Annotated in this window: 20 protein-coding genes, 1 pseudogene and 1 riboswitch; of the genes and pseudogenes, 17 read left to right on the top strand and 4 right to left on the bottom strand. The window is 63.9% G+C overall.

Annotated elements, in window-relative coordinates; all coding sequences use genetic code 11:
- Nucleotides 1-126: 126 nt before the first annotated feature.
- Nucleotides 127-849 carry an OmpW/AlkL family protein gene (locus tag GCT13_RS31175; protein WP_152764709.1) on the bottom strand — a complete coding sequence of 241 codons (723 nt, stop codon included), beginning with the start codon at nt 847-849 and terminating at the stop codon, nt 127-129.
- Between the two features lie 185 nt (nt 850-1,034).
- Between GCT13_RS31175 and GCT13_RS31170 the strand changes: the two genes are divergently transcribed.
- The 4 genes from GCT13_RS31170 (at nt 1,035) to thpR (ending at nt 9,250) form a co-directional block, all read left to right on the top strand.
- On the top strand, nt 1,035-1,742 hold the full coding sequence (locus tag GCT13_RS31170) for a transposase (protein WP_152764708.1): 708 nt from the start codon (nt 1,035-1,037) through the stop codon (nt 1,740-1,742).
- Between the two features lie 322 nt (nt 1,743-2,064).
- Complete coding sequence (locus GCT13_RS31165; RefSeq protein ID WP_152764706.1) at nt 2,065-6,768, top strand: glutamate synthase-related protein; 4,704 nt, start codon at nt 2,065-2,067, stop codon at nt 6,766-6,768.
- Nucleotides 6,769-6,893: 125 nt separating this feature from the next.
- A complete protein-coding gene (locus GCT13_RS31160; protein WP_152764704.1) occupies nt 6,894-8,360 on the top strand; it encodes a glutamate synthase subunit beta in 1,467 nt (488 codons plus the stop codon).
- Nucleotides 8,361-8,617: 257 nt separating this feature from the next.
- Nucleotides 8,618-9,250, top strand: coding sequence for an RNA 2',3'-cyclic phosphodiesterase (gene thpR, locus GCT13_RS31155; protein WP_152764702.1), 633 nt, complete (start codon nt 8,618-8,620; stop codon nt 9,248-9,250).
- 43 nt (nt 9,251-9,293) lie between these two features.
- Here the strand turns inward: thpR and GCT13_RS31150 are convergent.
- From GCT13_RS31150 to GCT13_RS31140, 3 genes and pseudogenes are all read right to left on the bottom strand, one after another.
- Nucleotides 9,294-9,732: pseudogene (locus GCT13_RS31150) on the bottom strand (FAD-dependent oxidoreductase); the annotation flags it as partial.
- Nucleotides 9,733-10,010: 278 nt separating this feature from the next.
- On the bottom strand, nt 10,011-10,784 hold the full coding sequence (locus GCT13_RS31145) for an SDR family NAD(P)-dependent oxidoreductase (RefSeq protein WP_152764700.1): 774 nt from the start codon (nt 10,782-10,784) through the stop codon (nt 10,011-10,013).
- Nucleotides 10,781-12,514 (bottom strand): ABC transporter ATP-binding protein/permease, encoded by a 1,734-nt coding sequence (locus tag GCT13_RS31140; protein WP_152764698.1) that lies wholly within the window; start codon nt 12,512-12,514, stop codon nt 10,781-10,783. The genes GCT13_RS31145 and GCT13_RS31140 overlap by 4 nt, the downstream gene beginning before the upstream one ends.
- A gap of 321 nt (nt 12,515-12,835) precedes the next feature.
- A riboswitch (TPP riboswitch) is annotated at nt 12,836-12,946 on the top strand.
- A 222-nt stretch (nt 12,947-13,168) separates the two neighbouring features.
- On the opposite strand from GCT13_RS31140, the gene GCT13_RS31135 reads away from it, so the two are divergent.
- The 13 genes from GCT13_RS31135 to GCT13_RS31075 all read left to right on the top strand — a co-directional run bounded on the left by GCT13_RS31135 (nt 13,169) and on the right by GCT13_RS31075 (nt 23,378).
- On the top strand, nt 13,169-14,329 hold the full coding sequence (locus GCT13_RS31135; protein ID WP_152764696.1) for an FAD-dependent oxidoreductase: 1,161 nt from the start codon (nt 13,169-13,171) through the stop codon (nt 14,327-14,329).
- A 9-nt stretch (nt 14,330-14,338) separates the two neighbouring features.
- Nucleotides 14,339-14,536: a sulfur carrier protein ThiS gene (gene thiS / locus GCT13_RS31130; RefSeq protein ID WP_152764694.1), complete on the top strand. Its 198-nt coding sequence runs from the start codon at nt 14,339-14,341 to the stop codon at nt 14,534-14,536.
- A 266-nt stretch (nt 14,537-14,802) separates the two neighbouring features.
- Nucleotides 14,803-15,639 (top strand): thiazole synthase, encoded by an 837-nt coding sequence (locus GCT13_RS31125; protein WP_152764692.1) that lies wholly within the window; start codon nt 14,803-14,805, stop codon nt 15,637-15,639.
- Nucleotides 15,636-16,733, top strand: coding sequence for a thiamine phosphate synthase (thiE, locus tag GCT13_RS31120; protein WP_152764690.1), 1,098 nt, complete (start codon nt 15,636-15,638; stop codon nt 16,731-16,733). Before GCT13_RS31125 ends, thiE begins: the two co-directional genes overlap by 4 nt.
- A gap of 109 nt (nt 16,734-16,842) precedes the next feature.
- Entirely contained in the window at nt 16,843-17,664 is an 822-nt protein-coding gene (locus GCT13_RS31115) for an ABC transporter ATP-binding protein (protein WP_321574739.1), read from the top strand.
- The gene (mlaE, locus tag GCT13_RS31110; RefSeq protein WP_152764688.1) at nt 17,661-18,428 is read left to right on the top strand and encodes a lipid asymmetry maintenance ABC transporter permease subunit MlaE; all 768 of its coding nucleotides are present in this window, start codon (nt 17,661-17,663) and stop codon (nt 18,426-18,428) included. The genes GCT13_RS31115 and mlaE overlap by 4 nt, the downstream gene beginning before the upstream one ends.
- Before the next feature lie 107 nt (nt 18,429-18,535).
- Nucleotides 18,536-19,084, top strand: a complete 549-nt coding sequence (gene mlaD / locus GCT13_RS31105; RefSeq protein ID WP_152764686.1) for an outer membrane lipid asymmetry maintenance protein MlaD — start codon at nt 18,536-18,538, stop codon at nt 19,082-19,084.
- A 12-nt stretch (nt 19,085-19,096) separates the two neighbouring features.
- Nucleotides 19,097-20,080 (top strand): MlaA family lipoprotein, encoded by a 984-nt coding sequence (locus GCT13_RS31100; RefSeq protein WP_152764684.1) that lies wholly within the window; start codon nt 19,097-19,099, stop codon nt 20,078-20,080.
- 138 nt (nt 20,081-20,218) lie between these two features.
- Entirely contained in the window at nt 20,219-20,851 is a 633-nt protein-coding gene (locus tag GCT13_RS31095) for an MlaC/ttg2D family ABC transporter substrate-binding protein (RefSeq protein ID WP_152764682.1), read from the top strand.
- Between the two features lie 59 nt (nt 20,852-20,910).
- Nucleotides 20,911-21,156, top strand: coding sequence for an STAS domain-containing protein (locus GCT13_RS31090; protein WP_227747099.1), 246 nt, complete (start codon nt 20,911-20,913; stop codon nt 21,154-21,156).
- 280 nt (nt 21,157-21,436) lie between these two features.
- The gene (locus GCT13_RS31085; RefSeq protein ID WP_152764678.1) at nt 21,437-22,363 is read left to right on the top strand and encodes an ABC transporter ATP-binding protein; all 927 of its coding nucleotides are present in this window, start codon (nt 21,437-21,439) and stop codon (nt 22,361-22,363) included.
- Nucleotides 22,360-23,115: an ABC transporter permease gene (locus tag GCT13_RS31080; protein ID WP_087736374.1), complete on the top strand. Its 756-nt coding sequence runs from the start codon at nt 22,360-22,362 to the stop codon at nt 23,113-23,115. Before GCT13_RS31085 ends, GCT13_RS31080 begins: the two co-directional genes overlap by 4 nt.
- Nucleotides 23,116-23,126: 11 nt before the next feature.
- Nucleotides 23,127-23,378 carry a BolA family protein gene (locus tag GCT13_RS31075; protein ID WP_152764676.1) on the top strand — a complete coding sequence of 84 codons (252 nt, stop codon included), beginning with the start codon at nt 23,127-23,129 and terminating at the stop codon, nt 23,376-23,378.
- Nucleotides 23,379-23,418: the final 40 nt, after the last annotated feature.

Here is a 23,418-nt window from a genome sequence, read left to right as displayed (position 1 = left end):
TGTCGCGATACGCCGGAGACGAAGGCACGTCCATACGAGTATCGTGATGGGATTGAAAGCAGAACGCCGTCGCGGATTAACGTGACGGCGTTGTTCAAGCCCGAAAATCTCGACTAACCTGTTGTGTTAGAAGCGGTATCCGAGGCTCACGTACGTGACGATCGGGTTCAGGCGGATCTTCGTTTCGGATTGCACGGTCAACGGGCCGACGGGTGTGCTCGCCGTGGTGTTCAGCTTGGCTGTCGTGCTGAGCGGCAGGTACGAAATCGAGAAGCCGGCGAACCAGTGATCCGTGAACGCGTACGTGAAGCCGGCATTAAACACGGGCTCCCACGAACTATCCGTGGTCACCGTGGTCGGACCATGCAGGACGTTGTTCTGGAAGGTGCCGTTCGTGATGTGCTCGTCGGTGAACCAGATGCGGCTCACGCCGATGCCGACATACGGGCGGAACTTCGCTTGCGGCTGATTGAAGTAGTACTTCAGCAGCAGTGTCGGGCTCCACTGTTTGGCCGAGCCGATCTTGCCGTACTGCGCAAATGCGCCTGTGCCTTTCAGATCGAATTGCGGCGGAATGCCGATGTCGAACTGGGTGGCGATGTGGTCGGTAATGAAATAGCCGGCCGTGAAACCAAGGGTGTCGCCATCGCCAAGCGAGGCGCCAGAGTTAGGTACCGTGACGTTGACGGGCGAACCGCCGACGTTTGTCTCTCTCAACGGCTGACTGCTGGATTGCGGCGCAAGATGGAACCACCCGGTTGTAACGTAAATACTGCCGGCCGATTGCGCGTGCGCTGCGGTTGTCATGCAAGCTAGCGTCGCGATCCCAAAGGCCTGTTTTAATTTCATTTGTGCTCCTCCAAAAAAGGCCCGCTAATTATGACCACAACGTTTCAAACAAACCATGGCGCCGGTTAGAGCGTTCTGCCTGGGCTTTATGCCGTTTCCGGCAGACCCGTACGGCGCGTGAGGTCGCGCCGGCGCAGCTTTTCGGACCTTCGGGTATGTACCAACGCGACTTTGGATAATCCAGCATGGCACGGCTTGCACGTCTTTATGTCCCCGACCAGCCGCAGCACGTGATCCTGCGCGGACTCGACCAGCAGCCCGCATTCGTCGACGACCAGGATTACGAACTGTTCATCGATTGCCTGAAGGCGGCTTCGCGCGATCACCATCTGTCCGTTCACGCATACGCGCTGATGCCAGGTGCGGTGCAACTGCTCGTCACGCCCACCGACGAATCGAGCTTGCCCAAAGCAATGCAGGCAGTCGGCCGGCGCTACGTCGCGCACTTCAACCGTCGTTACTCGCGACGCGGCACGTTGTGGGAAGGCCGTTATCGCGCGACGGTCATCGAAGGCGAGAAGTACTTCCTGCTCGCGAGCCGCGTCGTCGAAATGTCGCCGGTGCGCAACCAGTTGGTGAGCGCGCCCGAAGATTATCGATGGTCCAGTTATCGGCATCACATCGGGCTGACCTTAGACAGTCTCATTACCGACCATCGCTTGTACTGGTCGCTCGGGAATACACCGTTCGAACGACAGCGCGCTTACCGCGAACTGTGCGAGCAGCCGCTCGACGAACGCGAAGCGAGCCAGCTTCAGCAGGCCACGCTGAAGGGGTGGGTGCTCGGCAGCGACTCGTATCGCGAGTGGGCGGCGCGGGCGGCGAACCGGCGCGTGTCGCCGCTGCCGCGAGGCCGGCCGCGCAAGGTCCGCGAGACGCCGCAAACCCAATAAAGCCTTTTGTGATCAAGGGTTTGTCAGCAGTAAGAGAAAGCGAACGGCATCTGCGAATGCCGTTTTCTTTTGCCCCTTTTTGATGTGGAACCAATTAATTCAGAGAAAAATGCACCACATTGATAATAGGGGCTCGAACATCAGATTTTGTTTGCTATTCCTTTGATTCGTCGCGTATATTTCGACTTCCGGCGTCCGAATGTGCAACTGCAATATCGCGCATGTCGCACGACTAAGCGGCCGCCCGCGCAGTTGAAGTTGAAACTGCGGGCAACAACAAAACGGTTTAACGGCCCCACGGCCCCTGACAGACGGTGTCCCCATGAACGACCACCAGCAGCCGATTTCCACGGTTCCCGCCGCGCAGGGTCTTTACGACCCGCAGAACGAGCACGACGCATGCGGCGTCGGCTTTGTTGCGCATATCAAGGGCAAAAAGAGCCACGAGATCATCCAGCAAGGCCTGAAGATCCTCGAGAACCTCGATCACCGGGGCGCCGTCGGCGCCGATCCGCTGATGGGCGACGGCGCGGGCATCCTGATCCAGATTCCGGACGCGTTCTACCGCGAGGAAATGGCGAAGCAGGGCGTGACGCTGCCGCCGTCGGGCGAATATGGCGTCGGCATGATCTTCCTGCCGAAGGAGCATGCATCGCGTCTCGCGTGCGAACAGGAGCTGGAGCGTACGGTGAAGGCCGAAGGCCAGGTCGTGCTCGGCTGGCGCGACGTCCCTGTCGACCACAACATGCCGATTTCGCCGACCGTCAAGGCGAGCGAGCCGCTGATCCGCATGATCTTCATCGGCCGCGGTAAGGACATCATGGTGACGGACGCGCTCGAGCGGAAGCTGTACGTGATCCGCAAGACGGCGAGCCACCGTATCCAGGCGCTCAAGCTCAAGCACGGCAAGGAATACTTCGTGCCGTCGTGCTCGGCGCGCACGGTTGTCTACAAGGGCCTGCTGCTCGCGGGCCAGGTCGGCGTGTACTACCGCGATCTGCAGGACGAGCGCGTTGTGTCGGCGCTGGCGCTCGTGCACCAGCGCTTCTCGACCAATACGTTCCCGGCATGGGAGCTGGCTCACCCGTACCGGATGATCGCCCACAATGGCGAAATCAACACGGTGAAGGGCAACGTCAACTGGCTGAACGCGCGTACGGGCGCGATCGCGTCGCACGTGCTCGGCGACGACCTGCCGAAGCTGTGGCCGCTGATCTATCCGGGCCAGTCGGATACGGCGTCGTTCGACAACTGTCTCGAACTACTCGTGATGGCAGGCTACCCGCTCGTCCACGCGGTGATGATGATGATTCCGGAAGCGTGGGAACAGCACACGCTGATGGACGACAACCGCCGCGCGTTCTACGAATATCACGCCGCGATGATGGAGCCGTGGGACGGTCCCGCTGCGATCGCATTCACCGACGGCCGCCAGATCGGCGCGACGCTCGACCGCAACGGCCTGCGTCCGGCGCGCTACATCATCACCGACGACGATCTCGTGATCATGGCGTCGGAAGCGGGCGTGCTGCCCATTCCCGAATCGAAGATCGTCAAGAAGTGGCGCCTGCAGCCGGGCAAGATGTTCCTGATCGACATGGAGCACGGCCGCATCATCGACGACAAGGAGCTGAAGGACAACCTCGCGAACGCGAAGCCGTACAAGAGCTGGATCGACGCCGTGCGCATCAAGCTCGACGAAATCGAGCCGAGCGCGGAGGACGTCGTCACGGAGCGCCGCGAAGCGGCTGCGCTGCTTGATCGCCAGCAGGCGTTCGGCTACACGCAGGAAGACCTCAAGTTCCTGATGGCGCCGATGGCGCAGGCAGGCGAGGAAGCAGTCGGCTCGATGGGCAACGACTCGCCGCTCGCCGTCATGTCCAACAAGAACAAGACGCTCTATCACTACTTCAAGCAGCTGTTCGCGCAAGTCACGAACCCGCCGATCGACCCGATCCGTGAAAACATGGTGATGTCGCTGGTGTCGTTCGTCGGTCCGAAGCCGAACCTGCTCGACACGAACAACATCAACCCGCCGATGCGGCTCGAAGTGTCGCAGCCGGTGCTTGACTTCAAGGACATTGCGAAGATCCGCGCGATCGATCAGTACACGGGCGGCAAGTTCAGCTCGTACGAACTGAATATCTGCTACCCGGTCGGCTGGGGCAAGGAAGGCATCGAAGCGCGCCTCGCGTCGCTGTGCGCGGAAGCTGTCGATGCGGTGAAGTCCGGCTACAACATGCTGATCGTGTCGGACCGCAAGACTGACCGCGACAACGTCGCGATTCCGGCGCTGCTCGCCACGTCCGCGATCCATACGCACCTCGTGCAGCAAGGTCTGCGCACGAGCACGGGCCTCGTCGTCGAGACGGGCTCGGCGCGTGAGACGCATCACTTCGCGCTGCTCGCGGGCTACGGCGCGGAAGCCGTGCATCCGTACCTCGCGATGGAAACGCTCGCGCAGATGGCAGCGGGCATGAAGGGCGACCTGTCGGCGGAAAAGGCCGTCTACAACTTCACGAAGGCAGTCGGCAAGGGCCTGCAGAAGGTCATGTCGAAGATGGGCATTTCGACGTACATGTCGTACACGGGCGCGCAGATTTTCGAAGCAGTCGGTCTCGCCGAAGATCTCGTGAACAAGTACTTCAAGGGCACGGCGTCGAAGGTCAGCGGCATTGGTCTCTTCGAAGTGGCTGAAGAAGCGATTCGCCTGCATCGCGAAGCGTTCGGCGACAGCCCGGTTCTCGCGAACATGCTCGAAGCGGGCGGCGAGTACGCGTACCGCGTGCGCGGCGAAGACCACATGTGGACGCCCGATGCGATCGCGAAGCTGCAACACTCGGCGCGCAGCAACTCGTATCAGACGTACAAGGAATACGCGCATCTGATCAACGACCAGACCAAACGCCACATGACGTTCCGCGGCCTGTTCGAATTCAAGGTCGATCCGTCGAAGGCGATCCCGCTCGACGAAGTGGAATCGGCGAAGGAAATCGTCAAGCGCTTTGCGACGGGCGCGATGTCGCTCGGCTCGATCTCGACGGAAGCGCACGCGACGTTGGCCGTCGCGATGAACCGTATCGGCGGCAAGTCGAACACGGGTGAAGGCGGCGAGGACGAAAACCGCTATCGCAACGAACTGCGCGGTATCCCGATCAAGAACGGCGACACGATGAAGGCCATTCTCGGCGACGAGGTTGTCACCGACATCCCGTTGAAGGACGGCGATTCGCTGCGCTCGAAGATCAAGCAGGTCGCGTCGGGCCGTTTCGGCGTGACGGCGGAATACCTCGCGTCGGCGGACCAGATCCAGATCAAGATGGCGCAAGGCGCGAAGCCGGGCGAAGGCGGCCAGTTGCCGGGCCATAAGGTGTCCGAGTACATCGGCAAGCTGCGTTATTCGGTGCCGGGCGTCGGCCTCATTTCGCCGCCGCCGCACCACGACATCTACTCGATCGAAGACCTCGCGCAGCTCATTCACGATCTGAAGAACGCGAACTCGTCGGCGAGCATTTCGGTGAAGCTCGTGTCGGAAGTGGGCGTCGGCACGGTCGCTGCAGGTGTCGCGAAGGCGAAGGCCGATCACGTCGTGATCGCGGGCCACGATGGCGGCACGGGCGCATCGCCGCTCTCGTCGATCAAGCATGCAGGCACGCCGTGGGAACTGGGCCTCGCGGAAACGCAGCAAACTCTCGTGCTGAACCAGTTGCGCGGCCGTATCCGCGTGCAGGCCGACGGCCAGATGAAGACGGGCCGCGACGTCGTGATCGGCGCGCTGCTCGGTGCGGATGAATTCGGCTTTGCGACGGCGCCGCTCGTCGTCGAAGGCTGCATCATGATGCGCAAGTGTCACTTGAACACGTGCCCGGTCGGTGTCGCGACGCAAGACCCCGTACTGCGCGCGAAATTCCAGGGCCAGCCGGAACACGTCGTGAACTTCTTCTTCTTCATCGCCGAAGAAGTGCGCGAAATCATGGCGCAACTGGGCGTGCGCAAGTTCGACGACCTGATCGGCCACAGCGAATTCCTCGATATGAAGAAGGGCATCGAGCACTGGAAGGCGAAGGGTCTCGACTTCTCGCGCGTGTTCTACCAGCCGAGCGTGCCGGCGAGCGTCGCGCGTCTGCACGTCGAATCGCAAGATCACGGTCTGGACCGCGCACTCGATCACACGCTGATCGAAAAGGCGAAGGCCGCGATCGAGAAGGGCGAGCACGTGTCGTTCATCCAGCCGGTGCGCAACGTGAACCGTACGGTCGGCGCGATGCTGTCCGGCACGATCGCGAAGAAGTACGGCCACGACGGCCTGCCCGACGACACGGTGCACATCCAGCTGAAGGGCACGGCGGGCCAGAGCTTCGGCGCGTTCCTCGCGAAGGGCGTCACGCTCGATCTCGTCGGCGACGGCAACGACTACGTCGGCAAGGGCCTGTCGGGCGGCCGCATCATCGTGCGTCCGACCAACGATTTCCGCGGCAAGTCCGAAGAGAACATCATCATCGGCAACACGGTGATGTACGGCGCAATCGAAGGCGAATCGTTCTTCCGCGGCGTCGCGGGCGAGCGCTTCTGCGTGCGTAACTCGGGCGCGACAGCCGTCGTCGAAGGCACGGGCGATCACGGCTGCGAATACATGACGGGCGGCACGGTCATCGTGCTCGGCGAGACGGGCCGCAACTTCGCGGCGGGCATGTCGGGCGGCATCGCTTACATGTACGACCCGGACGGCACGTTCGCTGCGAAGTGCAACAAGTCGATGGTCGCGCTCGAACCGGTGCTGCAACAGGCCGAACAGGAACGCACGGTCGACAAGGCACTGTGGCACACGGGCCAGACCGACGAAGCGCTGCTCAAGGGGCTCATCGAACGTCACTTCCAGTTCACGGGTTCGCCGCGCGCAAAGGCGCTGCTTGAAAACTGGGATGCGTCGCGCCGTCAGTTCGTGAAGGTGTTCCCGACCGAATACAAGCGCGCGCTGGGCGAAATGGGCGCGAAGAAGGCCAGCAAGGAAGTGCTCGCGGCCTGATCGTTTCCTGACAAAGCCACTGACGACATAACGAAGCGCACCCGCCACCTGCGAACCGGACGCACCGGAAACGCAGGCGGCGGGCGCCGATCCCCTCACCGATTCAGATAGACATAGAGAACCACATGGGCAAGGCAACCGGTTTTCTCGAGTTCGAACGCCGCCACGAGGCGTACGAAGCACCCCTCACGCGTGTGAAGCACTACAAGGAATTCGTCTCGGCGCTGACCGACGACGAAGCGAAGATTCAAGGCGCTCGTTGCATGGACTGCGGCATCCCGTTCTGCAACAACGGCTGCCCGGTGAACAACATCATCCCGGACTTCAACGATCTGGTGTTCCGCCAGGACTGGAAGAACGCGATCGAAGTCCTGCACTCGACGAACAACTTCCCCGAATTCACGGGCCGCATTTGCCCGGCGCCGTGCGAAGCGGCGTGCACGCTCGGCATCAACGACGACCCGGTCGGCATCAAGTCGATCGAGCACGCGATCATCGACAAGGCCTGGGCCGAAGGCTGGGTCGCGCCGCAGCCGCCGAAGCACAAGACAGGCAAGAAGATCGCGATCGTCGGTTCGGGCCCTGCGGGTCTCGCCGCCGCGCAGCAACTCGCGCGCGCCGGTCATGACGTGACGGTGTTCGAAAAGAACGACCGCATCGGCGGCCTGCTGCGTTACGGCATCCCCGATTTCAAGCTGGAGAAGTGGCTGATCGACCGCCGCATGCGCCAGATGGAAGCGGAAGGCGTGACGTTCCGCGCGAGCGTGTTCGTCGGCAAGGACGCGATTCCGGCGCACATCGGCAACACCGCGAAGGAAACCATCACGCCGGACCAGCTGAAGGAACAGTTCGACGCGGTGATCCTGACGGGCGGCTCCGAAACGCCGCGCGATCTCCCGGTGCCGGGCCGCGAACTCGCGGGCATCCACTATGCGATGGAGTTCCTGCCGCAGCAGAACAAGGTCAACGCGGGCGACAAGGTGGCCGATCAACTGCTCGCGAAGGGCAAGCATGTCGTCGTGATCGGCGGCGGCGATACGGGTTCGGACTGCGTCGGCACGTCGAACCGTCATGGTGCGAAGGGCGTCACGCAGTTCGAGCTGTTGCCGCAACCGCCGGAAGAGGAAAACAAGCCGCTCGTGTGGCCGTACTGGCCGGTGAAGCTGCGCACGTCGTCGTCGCATGAGGAAGGCTGCGAGCGCGACTGGGCTGTCGCGACGAAGCGCTTCGAAGGCAAGAACGGCAAGGTCGAGAAGCTGATCGCGGCGCGCGTCGAATGGAAGGACGGCAAGATGCAGGAAGTGCCGGGCTCCGAGTTCGAAATGAAGGCCGATCTCGTGCTGCTTGCAATGGGCTTCACGCAGCCGGTGTCGCCCGTGCTGGAGGCGTTCGGCGTCGACAAGGATGCGCGCGGCAACGTGCGCGCGTCGACGGAAGGCGACAAGGCCTATTACACGTCCATCGACAAGGTGTTCACGGCAGGTGACATGCGCCGCGGCCAGTCGCTCGTCGTGTGGGCGATCCGCGAAGGCCGCCAGTGCGCGCGCTCCGTCGATGCGTACCTGATGGGGCATTCGGAGCTGCCGCGTTAAGCCTCGCGTTCGGGCGTGGGCGCGCGGCATGCATCGCGGGCTCGCTGCTCCTAATGCGCTCTGCGTGGGACCGGAGTAAGGCGCTAAAGCACCAACTCCGGTCGACAGAGGAAGTGGAGACAGACGCGGACGCATTAAACCGTGCCGCGCAGTAGTACAAGCAGAAGAAAACCGGGCGCTCGCAAGAGCGACCCGGTTTTTTCTTTGCATCAGGCGATAATGTGTCGATGAGCGGGAAAGCGTACGGAGACAGAACGATGCAACGCACCGATCCGCAGCCTGATCCAGAAGAAAGCGCAGACACGGCATTCGACAATGCGTCCGCGAACGGCGATCCGGCCGGACAGGACACGCAGCAGGACTATCAGCGCTGCTTCATCGCGCTCGTGCCCGACGCCGCGACGCGCGATGCGCTCACGTCGATCGCCGTTCCTTCGACGGCGCGCCGCGTGCCTTACGAACAACTGCATCTGACCGTGACGTTTATCGGCATGTTGCCGCACGAGAAAAGCGCGGCGCTGATCGATGCACTGACGCGCGAGACGGTGCCGCTACAACTCACCCCTGTCACGAAGATCGAACATTGGCCGCGCGCATCGCATCCGCGTCTGACGGTCGCGACGCTCGCGATGTCCGATGAGTTCGTCGCGCTGGACTGGCGCGTGCGCTCGTCGATGATCGCGCTCGGCCTGCCCGTCGATGCCCGCACTTTCCGGCCACATGTGACGCTTGCGCGATACCGGCACGACGCAGCGGCCGTCGGTCCCGCAACCGAGTTGCAAGGCGAACTGATCGCGCGTTTCGATTCGCTGACACTGTATTCGAGCACATTGGCCCGCAATGGCGCGCGGTACCGGTCGCTGGCGAGCGTGCACGTCGTCTATGCATGACGTGCGACGCGGACCTCCGCACGCCGTTCATCACGTGCGATAGCGCCAGCGTCAGCCCGTCGAGATCGATGTCCGGCTTGCGCTGCGTGACGAGATCGGCGACCGCAAGCCCCGAGCCCAGCGACATCGCCCAGCCCGTCGAGCCGTGTCCGAGATTGAGCCACAGCCTGTCGATGCCCGGACGGCCCGAGCAGCGGCGCGCCGTCGGGCGTCATCGGCGGCGGCCGACCCAGAACCGCGCAGAAGAGGCGCCGTCGCGTGCGGGAACCAGTCGTCGAGCACTTTCATCAGCGTCTGCAATGCTGTTCGCGCAGCGTCGTCTTGCGATTGCCCAGCTCGGCCGTGCCCGCGACGCGCGGATTCGGCCCGAAGCGCGTGATTGCCGTCTTCAGCGATTCGTCCATCAGCGCGGCGTGCGGCGCCTTTTTGTCGTCGACGACCTGCAACGTCGCCGAATAGCTCTTCACGGGATCAAGCGGCACGCTTTACTCCCGTCCCATGCAAGTTGCTTGCCGTTTTGATCTAAGCGGTTCGTCCGGTGCGTCTCGGGTGGGTCGTATTCTACGGTCCGCTTTGGCTGCGAGCCAATGCGCGCAAAAAAGCGTGTCCACTGGGCGTGGATAACCAAGCGCGGATGAGGAGGAATGTCGGCCGGAATCTCGACCTATATCGGCTTGCGCGGCAAGCGAACCGACATGCGCGGCCGGTGCGTATCCAATATCGAGACGAAAAAACAGGCAAGCGTGATCGCGCGCTTCGATCAGCCGAGCGTCAGCCCGCCATCGATATGAATCACTTGCCCCGTGATATGACGTGCTTCGTCGGAGAGCAGAAATGCGATCAGCGCGGCGATGTCGTTGGGCTCCGCGATCTGCCCGAGCGGCGTCGCTTCGGCCGCGCGTGTCCATGCGGCCGCGTTGTTCGCGCTCGGCCCGCGATCCTTGCGCGTATAACCCGGCGCGACGCAATTCACCGTGACGCCGTGCGGCGCCAGTTCTGCCGCTGCCGTTTTGACGAGCGATTCGAGCGCGGCTTTTGCGGCGGCCGTCGCTGCGAACGGCGAGTCCGCGCGATAGCGATGTGCGACGAACGAACTCACGGCCACGACTCGCGCGCGCTTCGACGTTTCGAGCGCGGACGCCGCGCGTTTGACGAGCGCCGCAAACGCAGCGGGCATCGCCGCGAACGATTCGGTGAGCGATTCGACATCGAGCGAGCCGAGCGATTGACGCTGCGCATGTCCCGCGTTGGCGACGATCTGATCGAGCGCGCCGAATTGCGCGAGCGTCTGATGCACCGCGTGTTCGGGCGCGCCGCGTTCGGCGAGATCGCCGTACACGGTCGAGCACATTGCGCCGCTCGATGCGCAGGTGGCCGCAACTTGCTCCAGCCGTTCGCGCGATGCCGTGTCCGCGCCGCGCGCATGCAGCATCAGCGCGACACGCGGCGTGGCAATGCGCCGGGCGAGCGCGGCGCCGATCCCGGAACCCGCGCCTGTGACGAGCACCACGCGATCGAACGACGCGTCGCTCATGCAGCCACGCGCTCGACGGCGCGCTCGACGAACAGCGTCTGATCGTGGAACGCTTCGAGCGTCTTGCGATGCGCGACGCTGACGATCGCCGCATTCGGCAGACGCTCGATTAGCGCGTTGTAGATGATGCTTTCGTTGTCCGGATCGAGCGCGCTCGTCGCTTCGTCGAGGAACAGGAAGTCGGGCTTTTGCAGCAGCGCGCGCGCGGCCGCGAGACGCTGCTGCTCACCCGGCGACAGCGACCGTTCCCAATGCGCCGCTTCGCCGAGCCGGTCCGCGAACTCCGACAGGCGGCACACCGCGAGCACTTCGCGGCACGCTTCGTCGGAGAACGCGGACGCCTCCGATGGATAGCAGAGCGCGGCCTTCAGCGTGCCGATGGGCAGATAGCTTCGCTGCGGAATGAAGAGCAGCTTCGCGCCGGCGGGCATCTCGATCGTGCCTTCGCCGAACGGCCACAAGCCCGCGAGCGTGCGCATCAGCGTGCTCTTGCCCGCGCCCGACGGACCGCGCACGAGCCAGTGGGACTTCGGCGCGATGCGGAACGAGCCGATGTTCGCCATCGGTTCGCCGTTCGGACGCTGAAGGCCCAGGTTCGTCACGTCGAGCGAGTCGGTATCGGTGAGGTGAATGTTGATGCCGCCGTGCGCGGTGCCTTCGACCACCGATTCATGCAGATGCTGCGAGCGCATCACGCGATTGAATTCCCGCAGACGGTTGACGGTGGCGCGCCATTCGGCGAGCGAATCGTAATTGTTGATGAACCACGAAAACGAATCGCTGACCGTGCCGAACGCGCCCGTCAGCTGCTGATAGACACCGAACGAAATGCTCTTCGAAAAGTACTTCGGCGCGGCCGCGATGTACGGAAAGACGATGGCCAGCTGCGAGTAGCTGATCACGACGATGTTGAAGCGCCGCGTGAAGCGCATGATGAGACGCCAGTTGTCGCGGATATGACCGAACACGCCCTTGAGCGCGCGCTCTTCCGACGGCTCGCCCTGGTACAGTGCGATCTGGTCGGCGTTCTCGCGGATGCGGATCAGCGAGAAACGGAAGTCTGCTTCGACGCGCTGCTGCTGGTAGTTGATCGACACGAGCGGGTGGTTCACCTTGTGCGTGACCCACGAGCCGAGCGCCGCGTAGATCAGCGCGACCCACACCATGTAGCCGGGGATCGACATCTGCGTGCCGAGGAGGTTGAACGACAGCGCGCCCGACAGGTTCCACAGGATCACGATGAACGAGAACAGCGTGACAGTGGTCGACAGCAGGCCGAGCGACAGATTCAGCGTCGAGCTGGCGAGCCCTTGCAGGTCGGCGGACACACGCTGGTCGGGGTTGTCGGCAAGATTGTCGCGCTCGATCCGGTAGTACGCGCGGTCGCCGAGCCATTCGTTCAGATAGCGGTTCGTGAGCCATTGCCGCCAGCGGAATTCGAGCATCTGGCGAAAGTACGTGCGGTACGAGCCGAGCAGGATCAGCGCGAGCGCGATAACGGTGAACTGAAGCAGCGAATACTTGAAGACAGGGTAGTTGTATTGCTGGATCGCGTCGAAGAACGTGCGCTGCCATGTGTTGAACCAGACGTTGGCCGCGACCATCGTCATGTTCATCGCAATGACGAGCGCGAGGAGTCCCCGCGCTTTCCATTTGTCCTCGGACACCCAGTAGGGCTTGATGAGACCCCACGCGGTGATGTCCGCGGAGCTGGTCGAGTTGTTGGCCATATGCGTCCTTTCAAACGGTCGTCGCGAGTGGCGGCGCGATGCCTTCGTGGTGCGGTTTTGTGTCGCGCGCTATGCCTCGTCGCGTCGCGGCTCGGGCTGCGATTGTCCCGGCAGCGGCTTAATCTGAACTTAAGCAGACGATGCACAGCGCCGCGAGTTCGCCGCCTGTAGCCGGGCAGCGGCCTGACAGCGGGGCGTGCTTCCGTCCGCATTGACGCGTGCCATTGTGCCAGACCCGGCGAAGGCCACGACAAAATAAGCCCCGGCCGATTGCGTTCCTTCCGGGTTTGCGGCGCGCGCGGCTTTTATGGTCTAATGGTCCGGACGAAACAGGGGTGCTTCGTGCGCAAGCAGTCGTTGCAGCGAGGCTGAGAGAGACCCTTCGCACCCGATCCGGGTAATACCGGCGCGGGAAGTTTTCGGGAAGTATTTCCTGGAAGTTCTCCTTCCGCTGGGCGGCGTTCCCGTTCAACCGTGAACGCCCATGCCCGGCCGGCCTCGCCCGCCGGTTTCGTCCTTGGGTACGTGCGCACGTCTGCCGTACGGAAAGGATTCGATGACCGCTCATTCTTCAGTTATTTGCTTCGTTAGCCCGGCTTCTGCCGGTTGCTTCGTCATGCGCGCGCCGTTCGCGGCGCGCCGGGGAGCCGCGCGATGACGACCTCTGCTCAACCGGATTTCGCCGTGATCGGCGGCGGGCTGTGCGGGCGTCTCGTCGCATGGCAACTCGCAGGCGATGGGCATCGCGTCGCGCTGTACGAGCGCGGCGATGCGTCGGGCTCGCAGGCGGCCGCGTGGGTCGCTGCGGCCATGCTCGCGCCGCTCGCCGAGGCGGCCAGCGCCGAACTGCTGATCACGCGGCTGGGCGCGGCGTCGCTGGAAACGTGGCCGACGCTGCTCGACCAGTTGCCCGAGCGGGTCTTTTTCCAGCGCAACGGCTCGCTGATCGTCTGGCATCACAGCGATCGCGCCGAAGCGCCGCTGTTCGAGCGCCGCCTGCGCGCGAACGCGCCCGCGGAACTGCTCGACGGCGGCCTCGTGCCGTTGGCGGGCGCTCAGGTCAGCGCGGCCGAACCAGCGCTGGGCGGCCGTTTCAATCAGGGCTGGCTGTTGCCGCACGAGGGACAACTCGACAACCGTCAACTGCTGGCGGCGCTCGCGGCGGGCCTCGCGGCGCGCGGCGTCGAGACGCACTGGAATACGTCCGTCGACGACAACGCATTACCGGCCGCGCGCATCACGATCGATTGCCGCGGGCTAGGCGCGAAGCCTGTCATGCCGACGCTGCGCGGCATTCGCGGCGAGGTCGCGCGCGTGCACGCGCCCGGCATCGGCCTGACGCGCCCGGTGCGGCTGCTGCATCCGCGCTATCCGCTCTATATCGCGCCGAAGGAGAACGATCTGTACGTGATCGGCGCGACGGAGGTGGAGGGCGAGGACATGTCGCCCGTCAGCGTGCGCTCGGCGCTGGAACTGCTTAGCGCGGCGTTCTCCGTCCACCCGGCTTTCGGCGAGGCGCGCATTCTCGAACTCAACTCGCAGTGCCGGCCGACGCTGCCCGACCATCGTCCCGCCCTGATGTGGGATGGCGCGAACACGCTGCGCGTGAACGGGCTGTACCGGCACGGCTACATGATCGTGCCCGAAGTCGCGGGCGAAGCGGTGCGCTTCGCGTCGGCGCTGCTGGATGGCCGCGTCGCCGATGACGACGCCTTCGCCGACTGGCGCAGCAACGCGCGCTGGAGCGAGCTGTTCCAGCTGGATCGCGGGCAGGTCCGTGGCGACGCGCAGCCTGCCGCCACTCTCAACGTTTGAACGAAAGACATGGATATCCAGATCAACCAGAAGCCGCTGTCGCTGCCCGAGGGCGCGACGGTTGCCGATGCGCTCAACGCTTTCGGCGCGCGGCCGCCGTTCGCCGTCGCGCTGAACGGCAATTTCGTCGCGCGCACGCAGCATGCCGCGCGCGCCTTGCAGGCGGGCGACAAGCTCGACGTCGTGCACCCTGTCGCGGGCGGCTGACGCGGGCGACGCCTGCTACGAGCAACCGAAGCAGGCGACGCAAGCACGCGACGCAAGCAAGCGACGCAAGCACGCGACGCAAGCAGGCGACGCAAGCAGGCGACACAAGCAGGCGACATAAGCAGGCGACATAAGCAGGCGACGCAAGCAGGCGACGCAAGCACGCGACGCAAGCAGGCGACACAAGCAGGCGACACAAGCAGGCGACGCAAGCAGGCGACGCAAGCACGCAATACAAGCAGGTGACCCAAGCCAAGGACTTACGCATGAACTCACACGCGAACCCACCCGCGCTGGCCCCCGCCGACGCGCTGACGCTATACGGCGAAACCTTCCAGAGCCGCGTGCTGCTGGGCACGTCGCGCTATCCGTCGCTGCAGTCACTGTCGGATTCGATCGCGGCGGCGAAGCCGGGCATGGTGACGATTGCGCTGCGCCGGCAGATGAACGAGGGCGGCGCGGAAGCCTGCTTCTTCGATCTGATCAAGCGCCACGGCGTGCCGCTGCTGCCGAACACGGCGGGATGCCAGACGGTCGGCGAGGCGGTCACGACGGCGCACATGGCGCGCGAGATCTTCGAGACCGACTGGATCAAGCTCGAGCTGATCGGCGATGACTACACGCTGCAGCCCGATCCCGTCGGCCTGATCGAAGCGGCCGCGCAACTGGTCAAGGATGGCTTCAAGGTGCTGCCGTATTGCACCGAGGATCTCGTGATCGGCAGGCGTCTGCTCGATGCCGGCTGTGAAGCGCTGATGCCGTGGGGCGCGCCCATCGGCACCGGCAAGGGTGTGCTGAATCCGTATGGTTTGCGCGTGCTGCGCGAACGTCTGCCCGGCGTGCCGCTGATCGTCGACGCGGGGCTCGGCGTGCCGTCGCATGCGAGCCAGGTGATGGAGTGGGGCTTCGACGGCGTGCTGCTGAATACGGCTGTGTCGCAGGCGACGCACCCCGAGACCATGGCGCGCGCGTTCGCGCTGGGCGTCGAAGCGGGCCGCGAGGCCTATCTGGCCGGCCCGATGTCCGAACGTGAAACCGCCCACGCGAGCACGCCCGTCGTCGGCATGCCGTTCTGGCACCAGGATGGGAGCGCCGCTGCATGACCGAGACCCTGAAACTCGCGGGCCGCGACTTGTTCTGGCCGCCCGCCGACGAACTCACGGAAGCCGCCGAGCGCATCCGCGCGCGCCTCGGCGACTGGCCGCCGACGCACGTCAACTGGCGCATCTGCCTGACGGCGCCCGATGACGCGAACGGCGGCGATCTGATCGTCGTCGCTGATCTGCAGCAGCACGGCGAACAGATCGCGCGCTGGATGACGCAGGGCGCGGGCGTGATCGAAGCGGCAGCAGACCGCGCGGTGCTGCATCTGGGCGGCGTGCGCTATCAGCTCGAAGGCCATCTGGCCGAAGACTGGATTCCCGCGCTGGCGGCGTTCCTCGATTGCGGCTTCGATCCGCACGACGCGCTCGCGCTCGCGCTCGCATGGCGCGACGGCGACGAAACGAAATCCGACGATGCCTGGCCGTGTGATCTGTCGCGCTTTCCGCGCGTCACCGGTTTGCCGGACGCGCCGGCGCAGCCGTTCGCCGCATGCCCCGACGCGCTCGGCCTCTATCCGGTGCTGCCGACGGCGCAGTGGGTCGAACGCGTGGTCGGCTTCGGCGTGAAGACGGTGCAGTTGCGCCGCAAGACCGCGGAACCCGACGAGCTGAAAAAGGAAATCGCGCGCTCCGTCGCGGCAGGACACGAGCACGGCGCGCAAGTGTTCATCAACGATCATTGGCAGGCCGCCATCGACGCTGGCGCTTACGGCGTGCACCTCGGCCAGGAAGACGTGCACACGGCCGACCTGCACGCGCTTGCGGCAGCGGGCGTGCGCCTCGGCCTCTCGACGCACGGCTACTACGAAATGCTGACTGCGCTGCATTTCCGTCCGAGCTACATCGCGCTCGGCGCCGTGTTCCCGACCACGACGAAGGTGATGCCGACGGCGCCGCAAGGTCTCGCAAGGCTCGCGCGCTACGTGAAATTGCTGGACGGCGTCGTGCCGCTCGTCGCGATCGGCGGCATCAGCGCCGATGTGCTGCCGCAAGTGCTGTCGACCGGCGTGAAAAGCGCAGCCGTTGTGCGCGCTGTGACGGAAGCCGCCGACCCCGCCGCTGCGGTTGCATCATTGCAGCGGGCTTTTGCGTAGCCCAAAAGTTGGAAGAAGGGTTCGAAAGGTTAAATCGTGGCGCCGTCAAGGCAGGGTTTGCACGAAGGCCCTATAATTCGGCCTTCCGTGTAAAAGGACTGTCCGTTACGTGCCATCCTCTTCCGAGACACTTCTCGAGCTGCGCGACGTCGACTTCGGCTATGGCGAGCGCCTCGTCCTGTCGAACCTGAATCTGCGCTTCAAACGCGGCCAGGTGGTCGCGGTCATGGGCGGATCGGGGTGCGGGAAGACCACCGTGCTGCGGCTGATCGGCGGCCTCGTGCGAGCGAAGCGCGGCCAGGTGCTGTTCCACGGACAGGACCTCGGCGCGCAGACACGCGACGGCCTGTATGCGCTGCGCCGCAAGATGGGCATGCTGTTCCAGTTCGGCGCGCTCTTCACCGACATGTCGGTGTTCGAGAACGTCGCCTTCGCGCTGCGCGAGCACACCGACCTCCCCGAAGAACTGATCCGTGACCTCGTGCTGATGAAGCTGAACGCGGTCGGTCTGCGCGGCGCGCGCGATCTCGCGCCGTCGGAGATTTCGGGCGGCATGGCGCGCCGCGTCGCGCTCGCACGCGCGATCGCGCTCGATCCCGAACTGATGATGTACGACGAGCCGTTCGCCGGTCTCGACCCTATCTCGCTCGGCATTACGGCGAACCTGATCCGCGCGCTGAATCAGGCGCTCGGCGCCACGTCCATCCTCGTCACGCACGACGTGCCCGAATCGTTCGCGATCGCCGATTACGTCTACTTCCTCGCGAACGGCGGCGTCCTCGCCGAAGGCACGCCCGCCGAGCTGCGCGAGTCGACCGATCCGACCGTGCGCCAGTTCATCGACGGCGCGCCCGACGGTCCGTTCAAATTTCACTACCCGAGCAGCACGCCACTCGCGGCGGATTTCGGCATCGGCGGAGGCCGCGCATGATCAGCACCATCGGTCGTACCGTCATCTGCGGCCTCGGCCAGACGGGTTATGCGACCCGCATGTTCGTGCGCCTCGTGTTGGAATTTTTCCCGCTGCTGCGCCGTCCGCGTCTTGTCACGAAGCAGGTCCACTTCGTCGGTAACTATTCGCTGGTGATCATCGCGGTGTCGGGGCTGTTCGTGGGCTTCGTGCTGGGGCTGCAGGGCTACTACACGCTCAACCGCTATGGTTCCGAGCAGGCGCTGGGCTTGCTGGTCGCCCTGTCGCTCGTGCGCGAACTCGGGCCCGTCGTGACGGCGCTGCTGTTCGCCGGGCGTGCGGGCACGTCGCTGACGGCTGAAATCGGCCTGATGAAGGCGGGCGAGCAACTGACGGCAATGGAAATGATGGCTGTCGATCCGCTCAAGGTGGTCGTGGCGCCGCGCATGTGGGCGGGCATCATCGCGATGCCGGTACTCGCCGCGATCTTCAGCGCCGTCGGCGTGCTGGGCGGCTATGTCGTGGGCGTGCTGATGATCGGCGTCGATGCGGGCTCGTTCTGGTCGCAGATGCAAAGCGGCGTCGATGCATATCGCGACGTCGGCAACGGCGTGATCAAAAGCATCGTGTTCGGCTTCGCGGTGACGTTCATCGCCCTCTACCAGGGCTACGAAGCGAAAGCCACGCCGGAAGGCGTGTCGCGCGCGACGACGAAGACAGTCGTCTATGCGTCGCTCGCGGTGCTCGGTCTCGATTTCCTGCTGACCGCTCTGATGTTCAGCTAGGCGGTATTCAGCCAAGACTTGCGCGGTGTGAACCGCGATGCGGCGCGCAGATCCAGCTGCGCCGCACGGGTGTCACGCCGCTGCGACAGATTCTCTTTGGGATGACGATGAAAAAAACTGCTCTCGATTTCTGGGTCGGTCTGTTCGTGGTGCTGGGGTTCATCGCGCTGCTGTTCCTCGCGCTGAAAGCCGGCAACATGAGCTCGCTGTCGTTTCAGGCGACGTATCCCGTCAAGCTGAAATTCGACAATATCGGTGGACTCAAGCCGCGCGCGCCCGTCAAGAGCGCGGGCGTGACGGTGGGCCGCGTGGCGTCGATCGGCTTCGACACCAACTCGTATCAGGCGCTCGTGACGCTCGATATCGACAAGCAATATCAGTTTCCGAAGGACACGTCCGCGAAGATTCTGACGGCGGGCTTGCTGGGTGAGCAGTACATCGGTCTCGAGCCGGGCGGCGACAGCGAAATGCTGAAGGCCGGCGACACGATCACGATGACCCAGTCAGCCATCGTCCTGGAGAATCTGATCGGGCAGTTCCTCTATAGCAAGGCGGCGGATTCGGGGGCTGCCAAACCTGGTGCGTCTGCTGCGGCGCCCGCACCCGGAGCGCCGGCTCCCGCGGCTCCGGCTGCTTCGGGCGCGTCCGGTCAATAAGGAGAACAAGAAATGAAGACGACACGCCGACGTGTCGCGGCGCTCGCGCTCGCCGCGACAATGCTTGCAGGTTGCGCAACCGTTCAGAATCCGACGAAGGAAGATCCGCTCGAAGGTTTCAACCGCACGATCTTCACCTTCAACGACACGGTCGATCGGTACGCCGTGAAGCCTGTCGCGAAGGGCTACGTGTTCGTGACGCCGCAACCGGTGCGCGATAGCGTGACGAACTTCTTCTCGAACATCGGCGACGTGTACATCGCCGCGAACAACCTGTTGCAGTTGAAGATCGCCGATGGTGTGTCGGACATCATGCGGATCGTGATCAACACGGTGTTCGGTGTCGGCGGCCTGTTCGACGTCGCGACGATTGCGAAGCTGCCGAAGCACGACAACGACTTCGGCCTGACGCTCGGTCATTACGGCGTGCCGTCGGGTCCGTATCTCGTGCTGCCGCTGTTCGGGCCGAGCACGGTGCGTGACGGCGTCGGCATGGTGGGCAACTACTTCATCAACCCGCTGACGTACGTGAAGCCCGACAGCGTGAGCTGGGCGCTCTACGGCCTGAATCTCGTCAACGTGCGCGCGAACCTGCTGGGCGCGAGCGACGTGCTCGAAGGCGCGGCGCTCGACAAATACTCGTTCGTGCGTAACGCGTACCTGCAGCGCCGCCGTTATCTGCTGTCGGATGGGAGCGCTGCGACGGGCCTGCCGGACTACGGCAACGAAGCGCCGCCGCCGAAGTACGAAGACGTCGAGGGCGGCGCCGCGGCGGCAGCGCCGGCGGCTGGCGCTGCGCCCGGCGCTGGACTGTCCGCGAAGCCCGCTGCGCCCGCGTCCGCGCCGCAAGCGGCTTCGGGCGCGACGGCGGGCGGCACCGAGCCGGCATCGGGCGCGCAGCCGACGACGCCTCCCGCCGACGTGCCGCCGACCGTTCCCGGCGGCCAGATCGTGCCGCCCGCGCATTTCGGCTATCCGTCGCTGAAGCTGCGCTAATGTCAGATGATTGAGAGTCGCCTGTTGGGCTACCGTAACACTCGGATACGACTCTCGCAGTTTGCACGTGGATCGCGGCTGAACTCGCGTGGTATTGTCGCCTCCAACGTTAAGCTTATTTTTTTCGCAGGACTGGAAATGAAAAAATTCTTCTTCTTTATCCCGTTTTTTGCAGCTCTCTTTGCGTTCGGCGGCGCTGCGTCCGCACAAACTGTGGATACGAGCAATCCCGACGCGATGGTCAAGACGGTCACGCAGCAGGTGATCGACGCAGTGCGCGCGGACAAGACGATCCAGACCGGGAACATCTCTGCCGTCACGAAACTCGTGAACGAAAAGATCCTCCCGTACACGGACTTCCGCCGCACGACGCAGCTGGCGATGGGCCGCAACTGGCGTACCGCGACGCCGGAGCAGCAGAGCGCCGTCGTCGAGCAGTTCAAGACGTTGCTGATCCGCACCTACTCGGGCGCGCTCGCGCAGGTGAAGGACCAGGAGATCCAGTACAAGCCATTCCGCGCGAACCCGGACGACACCGACGTGGTCGTGCGCTCCGTCGTGATGAACAACGGTTCGCCCGTCGAGCTCGACTACCGTCTGTACAAGACGGCGCAAGGCTGGCGCGTGTATGACCTGAACGTGCTCGGTGCATGGCTGATCCAGGCGTACCAGCAGCAGTTCAACGAGCAGATCCAGAAGAACGGCGTCGACGGCCTGATCCAGTTCCTCACGGCTCGCAACCAGCAACTCGCAAACGGCAAACAGTCGTGAACAACTTTTCGACTGCGCCGGTGACGACGTCGTCGGTCAATACGTTCGAAACAGGCGCCATGCTGACCCACGTGAGCGCGAAAGCCGCGCTCGCGGTGGGCCTTGCGCGCATCGGCGGCGGCGCGACGGCTGTCGATTGCGCGCCGCTCACGCAGTTCGATTCGTCGGCGCTCGCCGTGCTGCTCGCATGGCAGCGCGCGGCGACCGCCCGCGGCACGCCGCTTTCCATCGTCAATCTGCCTGCGGGACTGTCCAGTCTCGCGCAAGCCTACGGCGTCGACACTCTGCTTTCCGCACGACATTGACGCTCACACGTCGGTGAGCCACGCGTCGCCTTACACTGCACGCGCCGGCTCGCGTTCTCTCAAGGCAAGTCGGCCAACGCGACTTTTGCCCTATAATCAAACGTTTTTTGGCGCCTGGCCGTTCCAGTTTGCGTTGCGGAAGCGGTTGGCAGTCGGTTCGTAGCGGCTCTCGCGGCTGCTCGGGCGGTGGCCGTGCACCGGGCCCCAATTCCGTTTCCCCAGCTTTCGCGCCCTTGGCGGGCGATCTATCAGGCGCTGTCGACGTCGACGGCGCACAGTCATGTCAGCGATCGAAATTCGTAACGTCAAGAAGCGCTACAAGGATCTGCAAGCGCTCAAAGGCGTCAGCTTCACCGTCGAGCAAGGCGAGTTCTTCGGGCTGCTCGGTCCGAACGGCGCCGGCAAGACCACGCTCATCAGCATACTCGCCGGTCTCGCGCGCGCCGATGAAGGCAGCATCACGGTTCACGGTCACGATGTCGTCGACGATTTCCGCCTCGCGCGCCGCGCGCTCGGCGTCGTGCCGCAGGAACTCGTGTTCGACCCGTTCTTCACCGTACGCGAGACGCTGCGCCTCCAGTCCGGCTACTTCGGCCTGCGCAACAACGACGACTGGATCGACGAAGTGATGGCCAATCTCGATCTCACCGAAAAAGCCGACGCGAACATGCGTGCGCTTTCGGGCGGGATGAAGCGCCGCGTGCTGGTCGCGCAGGCGCTCGTGCACCGGCCACCCGTGATCGTGCTCGACGAGCCGACGGCGGGCGTCGACGTCGAATTGCGCCAGACACTGTGGAAATTCATCTCGCGCCTGAACCGCGAAGGCCACACGATCGTGCTGACCACGCACTATCTGGAAGAAGCCGAGTCGCTGTGCGACCGCATCGCGATGCTGCGGCGTGGCGAAGTCGTCGCGCTGGAACGCACGAGCACGCTGCTGCAGCGTTTCGCGGGCACACAGCTTTTCGTCCGCTTCGCACAAGGTGTTCTGCCCGCCGAACTGCGCTCGCTCGAAGTCGATCCGGGCGCCGTCAACGGACGTCAGCATCTGCTGCGCCTGTCGAGCTATGACGACGTCGAGCGCATCCTCGCTCAATGCCGCGCCGCGGGCTGTACGTTCGAGGAAATCGAAGTGCGCAAGGCCGATCTCGAAGACGTGTTCCTGCAGGTGATGAACGGACCGGAAATGGTCGAGGGACTGGCATGAGCGGCTTCCGTACCCTGCTTTACAAAGAGCTGTTGCGCTTCTGGAAAGTGTCGTTCCAGACGGTGCTCGCGCCTGTCATTACGGCGCTGCTGTATCTGACGATCTTCGGCCACGCGCTGCGCGACCATGTGCAGGTCTATCCGGGCGTGTTGTACACGAGTTTCCTCGTGCCCGGCCTCGTGATGATGAGCGTGCTGCAGAACGCGTTCGCGAACAGCTCGTCGTCGCTGATTCAATCGAAGATCACGGGCAATCTCGTGTTCGTGCTGCTGCCGCCGCTGTCGCACTGGGAGATGTACGCCGCCTACGTGCTTGCGGCCGTCGTGCGCGGAATGTGCGTCGGCTTCGGCGTGTTCATCGTGACGATCTGGTTCATTCCTGTGAGCTTCACGGCGCCGTTCTACATCGTCGCGTTCGCGGTGCTCGGTTCGGCGATTCTCGGCACGCTCGGTCTGATCGCCGGCATCTGGGCGGAGAAGTTCGACCAGCTCGCCGCGTTCCAGAACTTTTTGATCATGCCGCTCACGTTCCTCTCGGGCGTGTTCTACTCGACGCATACGCTGCCGCCTGTGTGGCGCGAAATCTCCAGGCTGAATCCGTTTTTCTACATGATCGACGGCTTTCGCTACGGCTTCTTCGGCATGTCGGATATTGATCCGCTGTGGAGCCTCGCGATCGTCGGCGGTTTCTTCGTCGTGCTGGCCGTGCTGGCAATGCGTATGCTCGCGTCCGGCTATAAGCTGCGTCACTGACAGGAGCACTCATGCTACCCACTCCCGAACAGGTCAAGAACTACATCGCGGCTGCGCTTCCTTGCGAGCATCTCGAAGTCGAAGGCGACGGCCAGCATTTTTTCGCGACCATCGTGTCGCCGAGCTTCGAAGGCAAGCGACTGATTCAGCGGCATCAACTCGTGTATGCGGCGCTCGGCGACCGCATGCGCGAAGAAATCCACGCGCTCAGCATGAAAACGCTGACGCCCGCCGAATGGCAAAGCGCCTCACCAGGCGCGTAACCGAAGGCGGAAAAAAGCTGTCTGTCGGGGGACAGCGCTC

It is taken from the genome of Paraburkholderia franconis (assembly GCF_009362735.1).
Taxonomy (GTDB): domain Bacteria; phylum Pseudomonadota; class Gammaproteobacteria; order Burkholderiales; family Burkholderiaceae; genus Paraburkholderia; species Paraburkholderia franconis.
The sequence above is the reverse complement of the archived record's forward strand: the minus strand, read 5'-3'. Positions and strand labels throughout refer to the sequence as shown.

Excerpts from the sequence above, each read along its gene's own strand:
- GCT13_RS31100 (WP_152764684.1), top strand. The coding sequence starts at position 19,097 with ATGAAGACGACACGCCGACGTGTCGCGGCGCTCGCGCTCGCCGCGACA.
- thpR (WP_152764702.1), top strand. The coding sequence starts at position 8,618 with ATGCAACGCACCGATCCGCAGCCTGATCCAGAAGAAAGCGCAGACACG.
- GCT13_RS31075 (WP_152764676.1), top strand. The coding sequence starts at position 23,127 with ATGCTACCCACTCCCGAACAGGTCAAGAACTACATCGCGGCTGCGCTT.
- GCT13_RS31160 (WP_152764704.1), top strand. The coding sequence starts at position 6,894 with ATGGGCAAGGCAACCGGTTTTCTCGAGTTCGAACGCCGCCACGAGGCG.
- GCT13_RS31095 (WP_152764682.1), top strand. The coding sequence starts at position 20,219 with ATGAAAAAATTCTTCTTCTTTATCCCGTTTTTTGCAGCTCTCTTTGCG.
- mlaD (WP_152764686.1), top strand. The coding sequence starts at position 18,536 with ATGAAAAAAACTGCTCTCGATTTCTGGGTCGGTCTGTTCGTGGTGCTG.
- thiS (WP_152764694.1), top strand. The coding sequence starts at position 14,339 with ATGGATATCCAGATCAACCAGAAGCCGCTGTCGCTGCCCGAGGGCGCG.
- GCT13_RS31140 (WP_152764698.1), bottom strand. The coding sequence starts at position 12,514 with ATGGCCAACAACTCGACCAGCTCCGCGGACATCACCGCGTGGGGTCTC.
- GCT13_RS31145 (WP_152764700.1), bottom strand. The coding sequence starts at position 10,784 with ATGAGCGACGCGTCGTTCGATCGCGTGGTGCTCGTCACAGGCGCGGGT.
- GCT13_RS31080 (WP_087736374.1), top strand. The coding sequence starts at position 22,360 with ATGAGCGGCTTCCGTACCCTGCTTTACAAAGAGCTGTTGCGCTTCTGG.
- GCT13_RS31165 (WP_152764706.1), top strand. The coding sequence starts at position 2,065 with ATGAACGACCACCAGCAGCCGATTTCCACGGTTCCCGCCGCGCAGGGT.
- mlaE (WP_152764688.1), top strand. The coding sequence starts at position 17,661 with ATGATCAGCACCATCGGTCGTACCGTCATCTGCGGCCTCGGCCAGACG.
- GCT13_RS31125 (WP_152764692.1), top strand. The coding sequence starts at position 14,803 with ATGAACTCACACGCGAACCCACCCGCGCTGGCCCCCGCCGACGCGCTG.
- GCT13_RS31090 (WP_227747099.1), top strand. The coding sequence starts at position 20,911 with ATGCTGACCCACGTGAGCGCGAAAGCCGCGCTCGCGGTGGGCCTTGCG.
- thiE (WP_152764690.1), top strand. The coding sequence starts at position 15,636 with ATGACCGAGACCCTGAAACTCGCGGGCCGCGACTTGTTCTGGCCGCCC.
- GCT13_RS31170 (WP_152764708.1), top strand. The coding sequence starts at position 1,035 with ATGGCACGGCTTGCACGTCTTTATGTCCCCGACCAGCCGCAGCACGTG.
- GCT13_RS31085 (WP_152764678.1), top strand. The coding sequence starts at position 21,437 with ATGTCAGCGATCGAAATTCGTAACGTCAAGAAGCGCTACAAGGATCTG.
- GCT13_RS31135 (WP_152764696.1), top strand. The coding sequence starts at position 13,169 with ATGACGACCTCTGCTCAACCGGATTTCGCCGTGATCGGCGGCGGGCTG.
- GCT13_RS31175 (WP_152764709.1), bottom strand. The coding sequence starts at position 849 with ATGAAATTAAAACAGGCCTTTGGGATCGCGACGCTAGCTTGCATGACA.